The following is an 8,972-nucleotide window of genomic DNA, read 5'->3' as shown; positions in this document are numbered from 1 at the left end:
CGCGCGCGGCGCGGAGCTGCCGCCACGGCTCGCGCGCCTGCTCCAGGAAGGCGGCTGCCCTCGGACGTGAGGGCCACCTGCCGGCTGGTGCGCTCCAGCAGCCTGGCGCCCAGCTCCTCCTCCAGCTTGCGCACCGCCTTGCTCACCGCCGCCACGGTGACGCCCAGCCGCTCCGCGGCCTTCCGGAAGCTCCGCTCCTCCGCCACGTGGAGGAACGGCAACACGCCCGTGAACAGGTCCATGGGCCGGATTGTCAACCCGGGGTTGACGATGGTTCAACCCGGACGTGCTCCCGGGCGCTCCGGTTGACGATTAGGGTCCACCCCACACGAAAGGGAGTCCTCATGAAGATCGCGATCCTGGGCACGGGCATGGTGGGTGAGACGCTGGGCAGCAAGCTGGTGGCGCTGGGCCACGAGGTGCGCATGGGCTCGCGCACGCCGGACAACGCGAAGGCCGCCGCGTGGGTGAAGAAGGCCGGGGGCAAGGCGTCGCAGGGCACGTTCCGGGACGCGGCCTGGTTCGCGGAGCTGCTCTTCAACTGCACGCTGGGCAACGCGTCGCTGGAGGTCCTGAAGTCCGCGGGCGAGGACGCCCTGCGCGGCAAGGTGCTGGTGGACGTGTCCAACCCGCTCGACTTCACCAAGGGGATGCCGCCGGTGCTCTCCACGCCCCCGGATGACTCGCTGGGCGAGCAGCTCCAGCGCGCCTTCCCGTCGCTGAAGGTGGTGAAGACGCTCAACACGATGAACTGCGAGGTGATGGTGGAGCCGTCACGCGTGCCCGGAGACCACGACGTCTTCGTGTCCGGAAACGACGTGGACGCGAAGGCCCGCGTGAAGCAGCTCCTCACGGAGGGCTTCGGCTGGAAGCACGTCATCGACCTGGGGGACATCACCACCGCGCGCGGCACCGAGGCCTTCCTCCCGCTGTGGCTGCGCCTGTGGGGCACCCTGCGCACCGGCGACTTCAACATCCACGTCGTGAAGCGCTGAAGGCCATGACGCGGGGGGACGCAACTTCCACGGCCCGCTTCGGATAACCTACCCAGACCCACTTCCCCCGGTGGTTGGAGGTTCTCATGAGCACGATTGACCGCACCCGTTCCCTCGCCGTGCCGTCCTCCACCGCGAAGACGGCCGCGGAGCCGCTCGCGAAGAAGCCCGCGCCGCACCCGCCCGCGTTCCAGAAGTCCTCCTTCGAGCAGGCCGCGCCGGCGCGGAAGAACACGCTGCTGGGCGGTCTCATCGACGCGGCGGTGGGCGGCATCAAGGACCTCCCCCGCTTCGTGGAGATGGGCGCGAACGTCTTCAACGCCACCACGGTGAGGGAGATCACCAGCCTCTTCGGCGGCGCGAAGCCGGACCGCGCGCAGGACGGCATGTTCGTGGGCGCGGGCGGCAAGGTGCTCCCGGCGACGACGAAGCTGGGCGACGTTCCGGGCGTCACGCCGAAGAACAACCCGAACCCGGACAAGACGATCCTCTACGTCAACGGCATCATGACGCCGACGGACGGCCAGCTGCACGAGATGCAGGCGCTGGCGGACAGCTCCGGCGCGAAGGTGGTGGGCATCCACAACGCGACCGAGGGCCTGGTGAAGGACCTGGCCCAGTGCGTGACGGACAAGCTGGCCAAGGGCAAGAACCCCGCCGTGGACACGCTGGCGGACACGCTCTACTCGGAGCTGAAGGCCGGCCGCGACGTGCACCTCGTGGGCTACAGCCAGGGCGGGCTCATCACCGCGCGCGCGCTGAACGACGTGGCGAAGCGGCTGCGTGTGGAGGACGGGCTGTCCCCCGCGCAGGTGGAGGCGAAGATGAGCCACCTGGAGGTGGAGACCTTCGGCGCCGCGTCCACGAAGTACCCGGACGGCCCGCAGTACGTGCACTACGTCAACAACGCGGACCCGGTGCCCACGCTCACGGGCCTGGGCGGCGACGTGGATCCGCTGGCGTTCCTCAAGGACGCGGGCAAGGGCGCGGTGGTGCACCGCTTCACCGACGGCAACCTGAACCCCATCAGCAACCACATGCTGGACACGCTCTACCTGAAGCACCGCGTGGACTTCGACCAGGCCCGGCAGAACCAGTTCTAGTTCCAGGGCCTGTGGCGATGGGCCGCGGCTAGGATGCCGCGCCCATGAAGCCCTTCCCTGTCGCAACCGCCCTCACCATCGCCGGCTCGGACAGCGGCGGTGGCGCCGGCATCCAGGCCGACCTCCGCACCTTCTCCTTCCACCGCGTCCACGGCACCAGCGCCGTGACGGCCATCACCGCGCAGAACACGCGCGGGGTGACGCGCGTGGACCTGCTGCCCCCTGAGTCCGTCACCGCGCAGGTGGACGCCGTCGCGTCGGACATGCGCGTGGACGCGGTGAAGGTGGGCATGCTCGCCCAGCGCGAGCTCATCGAGGCCGTGGCGGATCAGCTCGCCCGCGTGTCGCTGGGCCCCATCGTGGTGGACCCGGTGATGGTGTCCCGCGCGGGCTCGCAGCTCATCGACGATGAGGCGGTCGGCGCCCTGCGCGCGCGCATGCTGCCCCTCGCCGCCATCCTCACGCCCAACCGCCACGAGGCGAAGCTGCTCGCGGGCATGGACATCGAGACGCTGGAGGACATGCGCGAGGCGGCCCGGCGCATCCACGCCCTGGGCTCCCGCGTGGTGCTCGTGAAGGGCGGCGGCATGCCGGGTGCGCTGCGCGGCACGGACGTGTGGTTCGACGGGACGCGGATGGAGACGCTGTCCGTCGCGCCCGTGGACACGCCGAACACGCACGGCACCGGCTGCACGCTGTCCGCCGCGATCGCCGCGCGGCTCGCGCTGGGGACCCCACCGCTGGAGGCCGTGCGACTGGCGAAGGAGTACGTCACCTCTGCCCTGCGCTACCCGCTCGCCGTGGGCCACGGGAACGGCCCGATCGGGCACTTCTTCCCGCTGATTCACGATTGAAACACACGCATCAATGCAATTGATTGCATTGAATAGCGCGCAATATCGGCAATGATACATGTATTTAATTGATACATGTTTCATCTGGGTGGATGGCGACCCACTGAAGATGTGAGCATGTGGGCATGGCGATCCTGATCGGTGGGTGATCGTAGGCACCGGCGCGGGATGTTCGGCGACAAACGGCGCGCCCTACTCACCTGATCAGGATTTCATGTAGGCATGGCGGATCAGAAGCCCAGGACTGCTCGACCGTTCAGCCCGGGTCATGAATGAACTGCCTAAAATTCTGTTCAGTGTCTGTTCAGGCGCACGAAAGGCCCGGCCAGAAACCACGGAAAGAGCGTTCAGTGCTTCGGGGCGTCGGAATCCAGCCCGTCGACGTCCGGCAGCCGCCGTGCGAGCAGCCCCAGCAGCTCCTGGGTGGACAGGCGCGCGGCGGCGTCCTTGCCCTCCAGCACGCCGGCCACCAGGGCCCGCTTCTGCTCATGGAGCGAGAGCATCTGCTCCTCGATCGTCCCGCGCGACACCAGCCGGTAGACCGTGACCGGGCGCTGCTGGCCGATGCGGTGGGCGCGATCGGAGGCCTGATCCTCCACGGCCGGGTTCCACCAGGGGTCCAGGTGGATGACGCTGGTGGCGGCCGTCAGGTTGAGCCCGAAGCCGCCTGCCTTGAGTGAAATCAAGAACAGGGGCGCGTCGCCCTCCTGGAAGGCTCGCACGCGATCGGCGCGGGCGGCGGCGGGTGTCTGCCCGTCCAGGTACTCATAGGCGATACCCTGCGCGTCCAGCACCTCGCGCACCAGCGCCAGGTGGGACGTGAACTGGCTGAACACCAGTGCACGGTGGCCCTCCTCGCGCAGCTCTTGGATGAGGTCCAGGAAGCGCTCCAGCTTGGAGGACTCCAGCTTGGACGCCTCGTCGTACAGCCGGGGGTGCGACGCGAGCAGCCGCAGCCGCGTCAGCGCCGCCAGCACCTCGATGCGGCGCTCCTGGTCCTTCATCTTCGACTTGCGCGTCTCCAGGTCGGACAGGGCCGCCAGGCGCGCGTCCTCGTAGAGCGTCCACTCCGGCGGCGACAGCACGACGGGCACGTGCACGTCCGTGCGCGGCGGCAGCTGCGCCTCCACCTGGGACTTGGTGCGGCGCAGGAGGAAGGGCTGGAGCACCCGGGCCAGCGCGGGCGCGGCCGTGGGGTCCACCTGCTTCTCAATCGGCGCGGCGAAGCGGTTGCGGAACGCCTCCAGGCTGCCCAGCAGCCCCGGGAAGACGACGGCGAACAGGGCCCACAGCTCGCCCAGGTGGTTCTCCAGCGGCGTGCCGGACAGCGCGAACTTGAAGTCGCCCTGGAGCGCCCTCGCCGCGCGGAAGCGCTGCGTGGCCGCGTTCTTCAGCTGCTGGGCCTCGTCGAAGACGATGGTGGAGAAGCGCAGCGCGGCCAGCCGCTCGATGTCGCGCACGAGCAGGCCGTAGCTGAGCACCAGCACGTCGCGAGGCCCCAGCCGCTCCAGCGTGCCGCCCCGGTCCTCCGCGTCGGAGAAGATCGTCACCTTGAGCGACGGCGCGAAGCGCCTGGCTTCATCCCGCCAGTTGAAGGCCACCGACGTGGGCGCCAGCACCAGCGCGGGCCCCTGCTTCGCGCGGTCCAGCAGCACGGCCAGGGCCTGCACCGTCTTGCCCAGGCCCATGTCGTCCGCCAGCACCCCACCCGCGTTCCACGACGCCAGCCGCGTGAGCCAGCGGAAGCCCTCGAGCTGGTAGTCGCGCAGCTCCGTCTTGAGCGTCGCGGGCACCCGGGGCTTCAGCTCCTTCGCCGCGAAGATGCGCTCGACCAGCGTCTTCCAGGACGCGTCCGCGTCGATGATGGCGCCCGCCGTGCCCAGCCCCGCCAGGGCCTCCGCCGCGGACGGGCCCACCTCCAGCCCGTGGCGCGACAGGTAGGCGTGATCCGCCAGCTTCTCCAGCTGCTCGCGCAGCGCCGCTTCGATCTCCACCCAGGTGCGCGCGTCCACCTGGACGAAGCGCTCCTTGCGCCGGGCCGCGTCCAGGAGGCGCGCCAGCTCCACCCGCTCGCCCTCCACGGACAGGCTGCCCAGCACGCCGAACCACTCGCGCTTGCGCTCCAGGACGACCTTCAGGTCCCCCGCGCCCCGCTTCGGCACGAGCCGCATGGACGTGCCCACCCACTCCAGCTCCGGCCGGGGCTCCAGCCCCGCGCACGCGGCCAGCACCGCCAGCCCGCCTGCGCGCTGTGGAAGAGGAAGCAGAACGGCAGCTCCTGCGGCTCCGCCGTCTGCAAGGGCAGCCGGGCCTGGAGCGCCGTGGCCGCCGTCAGCTCGCGCCCGAAGTCGCGCACCGCGTGGAAGGAGCGCGTCTCCCGCCGTACGTACACGTCGCGAGGGCCCTCGCCCGGCAGGAACGCGGCGCTGTCCGGCATCGCGCGCAGCCGCAGCTCCAGCCGCACCGCGCCCCCGGGCTGCCCCTCCAGCCGGAGCATGGGGAGCTGTTGCGGCGCGATGGACTCGCCCATCACGCTGCGGGGCATGGCCACCGGCAGGCGCACGGAGAACTTCGACAGCTGCTCCAGCAGCGGCCCGTGGCTCTCCGGGGGAAACGCGTTGCCGTGCCGCTGGAGCACCGTAGCCAGCGCGCGCACCTCCGGGCTCACGTCCAGCACGGTGAGCACGTGCGCGCCCTCGTCCCAGAGGAACACCGCGTCCTCCGGCTTCGCCTTGCGCACGCGCTCCAACAGCGGCGCGGGCAGCACGGCGCCGTCCACGCCCGCGTTCACCAGCACGGTGCCGCCGCGGTCCTCGGCGACCAGGCCCACCTTCTCGCGCTCGATGCGCACGGGGAGGTCCTGCGTGCCCTCCAATGACAGACGCGGATGGTCGATCAGCTCGAACAGCAGCGCGCGCGACGCGGGCGCGGTGCTGTCCGGGAGCAGCGCCGCGATGCGCGAGTCCGCGGGGCCCAGCTGCGAGCCGTACTCCTGGAGCAGCTTGCGCCGGCCGACCTTCGCGCCCGTCGTGCGCTGGCCCTTCTTCGTGCGCCGGTGCACGTACGGCGCGACCTCCACGCCGTAGCCTTCGATGACGTCCAGGCGCCAGGAGAGCTCCACGCCCCCGCCCCCGCCCGGGCTCTCCTCCACCGCCCGCTCCAGCGCGCGCAGCGTCCGCGCCCACGCGGGCCGCACCAGCTCCTCCAGCGTCTCTCCGAAGCCCTCCGTCCAGCGCTGCCGGAGCCACAGGAGCGTGGTGTCCACCGCCGCCAGCTGGTGCACGCAGAACGTCGCGCCGCAGGAGCAGTCCACCGTCACGCCCGACGGACTGAACGTCAGCCGCGCGTCCGGCAGGATGAAGCCCGAGCCCGGCGGGGACACCGGCAGCTCGGAGATGCGCGTCTCCTTGAGGCGGAAGCCCGGCAGGTCCGGCTCCTCCACCAGCGCCTCCAGCGACAGCGCCCGCTCCGGACGGGGCGCGATGCCCGGCGGCACGCGGGCACGCCACGCGAGCAGCATCCCGTGGACCGTGTGCGTGCGCTTGTCGGACGGGGGCGCGAGCCGCTGCGCGACGGAGGCCCGCGCCTCGATGCGCCCTGCCGCTCGTCCTCCACGTAGCGCCAGGCGAGCTTCGGCAGCAGGTCCCGCATGCGCGGCGTGGGCAGCACCTCCGCCGTCCAGCGGTCGAGCGTGTCCTGCGCCAGCACCTCCACCAGCCGGCGGCGTGAAATCACCGCGCGCACCTGCGGCAGGTACGCGGCCTCCACGCGCGGGGTGAGCAGCGCCAGGCTCAGGCGGGCCAGGTGCTCCAGCCCCTCGGCCCTCAGCCACGCGCGCAGGTCCGCCTCCGTCTGGAACGGGGGCGCGTGGGGGTCCTGCGCGGGCTTGGGACTGGACGGGGGGGACTGCTCGGCCATGGGGACTGACGACGGAAGCGTCAGTCTACCTTGGCCACGCGGCGGCGATCACCGAGGAACTCTTCCACTCCCAGCACGATGTTCTTCGCCACCTCGTCCTGGTAGCGCTCGGACGCCAGGCGCTTCTCCTCCTCCGCGTGCGACAGGAAGGACGTCTCCACCAGGATGGCGGGCATCTTCGCGCCCAGGAGCACGTAGAACAGCGCCTCCTTGTGGCCCAGGTCCTTGATGCCGTCGTACCGGGTGGACAGGCCCGTCACCAGGTTGTGCTGCACGGCGTTCGCCAGCCGCGACGACTCCTCCGTGTTCGCCTTGGTGGCCAGGTCCGCCAGGATGAACTGCAGGTCGCTGATGCCCTTCTCGGACGACGCGTTCTCACGCGCGGCCAGGCGGATGGAGTAGCGGTCCGCGGAGGTGTTGAGCGTGTACGTCTCGATGCCGCGCAGCTTGTGCGTCGCCGCCGAGTTGCAGTGCACCGAGATGAACAGGTCGCCGTGCGCCTCGTTGGCCAGCTTCGCGCGGTCCTCCAGGCGGATGAAGGTGTCGTCGTCGCGGGTGAGCACCACCTCCAGGCCCTTCTCCCGCAGGCCGTCCGCGACCTTCTTGGAGATGGCCAGCGCCACCTCCTTCTCCATCGTCCCCGCCTTGCCCACCGCGCCGGAGTCGTGGCCGCCGTGGCCCGGGTCGATGACCACGCGCCGCACCTTCAGGCCCAGCTGCTCCGCCAGCGTCAGCTCCGCGTGGCGCGACTGCTTCGCCACGGCCTTGAGCCGCGCCTGCGCCACCTGCGCATCCACCGGCGCCGTCACCGGGCGCGGAGCCTCCGGCACGGGCGGCACCGCGCGAGGCGCCTTCGACGCCACGGTCGGGACCTCCACGCGGGCCTCTGGCTTCGCGGGCTGCGACGTCCCGTGCGAGGAGGCCACCGCCTCCGGAGCCTTCGCGGCGTCCTTCACGTCCATGGCCCGGTCGGCCACGGTGGGCGCGTCCGCGATGTTCGCCGCCGCGTCCTTCGCGCCGTCCGTGCCGGAGGCGGGAGCGTTCGGATCCAGGCGGGGCAGCACGGGGGACGGCTCGCGGGCGAGCTTGCTGATCGCCTCCACCAGCGCCGAGCTGGGGTTCGCCGCGGCGACGGCGGTGTCCGGCGTGGACTTCACCACCGGGGGCAGCGGCTTCACCGTGGGCTTCGCGGGCGGCGTCCGGCTGGGCGGGGGCAGCGAGGCCAGGAGCGCCTTGAGCTCCTTGCCCTGGTCGCCCTTGGGGTTGGTGGCCAGCGACTCGTTGAGGATCTTCCGGGCCGCCTCCGGCTTGTCCAGGCGGTTGACGTGGATGCGCGCCAGCGCCAGCGCCGCGTCGTCCGCGAGCCGGTGCTTCGGGTGCGCATCCACCAGCTTCGAGTAGTCCGCGATGGCCGACTGCAGGTCCTCGTCCACGAAGGAGATGCGGCTCAGCTCCTGGAGCAGGTCGCCCGCGGTGAAGAGGGCGTCGGGGGCGCGGTCGCTCTTGGGGAAGCGCGCGGCCACGGCCTCGAAGCGGTGCGCCACGTTGAGCCAGTGGTGGCGCAGCTTGCGGCGGGACGCGTCGTCCTTCAGCGCGTAGTAGGAGCGGCGGGCCTGCTGGTACGCCTCCTCGGCTTCGTTGCGCTTGCTGGCTCCGACGGCGCTCGGGGCCGTGAAGAGCAGCACGGGCAGCACGAAGTGGGAGAAGCGTACGCGCATGGAAGCCTCCGGACGTTGCAGCTACAGGCGTGTGTCACACGGCCTCCGGGGGCCAGCAACTTTTCAACCCCACCTGTCCGTCCGTCAGCGCACCCAGCCCAGCGTCCGCGCCAGCTCCTCGTCGATGACGCGGCACCAGCCCGGCTCGCCAGGCACCACGGCCGCCAGCACCTTGCCGCCGTTGCGCACCGGGGCCCGCTGGGGACGGCAGCGCGCCCGCACGGGGTGTTTCACGTCCTGGCGGAAGAAGTGCGCGGGGAACACCGCCTCGCCCTTCCCTTCCGGCAGATAGCCGTCGTCCGGGGTGAGCCACACCAGCGCGCCCAGGCGCAGGGGCACGACCTCCCGGCGCCACAGCCGCCGCACCTCCCACGCGAAGCCGGC

7 protein-coding genes and 1 pseudogene are annotated in these 8,972 nt (G+C 71.2%); 3 read left to right on the top strand and 5 right to left on the bottom strand.

Annotated features, from left to right (window positions below; all coding sequences use genetic code 11):
- Positions 1-242, bottom strand: a 242-nt coding sequence (locus ACLEQD_RS30475) for a LysR family transcriptional regulator (protein ID WP_410388918.1), incomplete at its 3' end; no start/stop codon positions are given.
- Positions 243-344: 102 nt separating this feature from the next.
- Here ACLEQD_RS30475 and ACLEQD_RS30470 point away from each other — a divergent pair.
- From ACLEQD_RS30470 to thiD, 3 genes are all read left to right on the top strand, one after another.
- Complete coding sequence (locus tag ACLEQD_RS30470; protein ID WP_410388916.1) at positions 345-995, top strand: NADPH-dependent F420 reductase; 651 nt, start codon at positions 345-347, stop codon at positions 993-995.
- Between the two features lie 86 nt (positions 996-1,081).
- Complete coding sequence (locus ACLEQD_RS30465; RefSeq protein ID WP_410388915.1) at positions 1,082-2,098, top strand: hypothetical protein; 1,017 nt, start codon at positions 1,082-1,084, stop codon at positions 2,096-2,098.
- A 44-nt stretch (positions 2,099-2,142) separates the two neighbouring features.
- A complete protein-coding gene (thiD, locus tag ACLEQD_RS30460; RefSeq protein ID WP_410388913.1) occupies positions 2,143-2,952 on the top strand; it encodes a bifunctional hydroxymethylpyrimidine kinase/phosphomethylpyrimidine kinase in 810 nt (269 codons plus the stop codon).
- A 347-nt stretch (positions 2,953-3,299) separates the two neighbouring features.
- Here the strand turns inward: thiD and ACLEQD_RS30455 are convergent, their stop codons facing one another.
- From ACLEQD_RS30455 to ACLEQD_RS30440, 4 genes and pseudogenes are all read right to left on the bottom strand, one after another.
- Entirely contained in the window at positions 3,300-5,183 is a 1,884-nt protein-coding gene (locus tag ACLEQD_RS30455) for a DEAD/DEAH box helicase (RefSeq protein WP_410388911.1), read from the bottom strand.
- Positions 5,087-6,448 carry a hypothetical protein gene (locus tag ACLEQD_RS30450; RefSeq protein WP_410388909.1) on the bottom strand — a complete coding sequence of 454 codons (1,362 nt, stop codon included), beginning with the start codon at positions 6,446-6,448 and terminating at the stop codon, positions 5,087-5,089. The genes ACLEQD_RS30455 and ACLEQD_RS30450 overlap by 97 nt, the downstream gene beginning before the upstream one ends.
- A gap of 442 nt (positions 6,449-6,890) precedes the next feature.
- Entirely contained in the window at positions 6,891-8,588 is a 1,698-nt protein-coding gene (locus ACLEQD_RS30445; RefSeq protein ID WP_410388907.1) for an N-acetylmuramoyl-L-alanine amidase, read from the bottom strand.
- A gap of 84 nt (positions 8,589-8,672) precedes the next feature.
- Positions 8,673-8,972 (bottom strand): annotated as a pseudogene (locus tag ACLEQD_RS30440) (DUF3592 domain-containing protein); the annotation flags it as partial.

Source organism: Corallococcus sp. 4LFB, from assembly GCF_046520365.1.
GTDB classification, from domain to species: Bacteria; Myxococcota; Myxococcia; order Myxococcales; family Myxococcaceae; genus Corallococcus; species Corallococcus caeni.
This window is presented reverse-complemented; position numbering and strand designations above follow the sequence as displayed.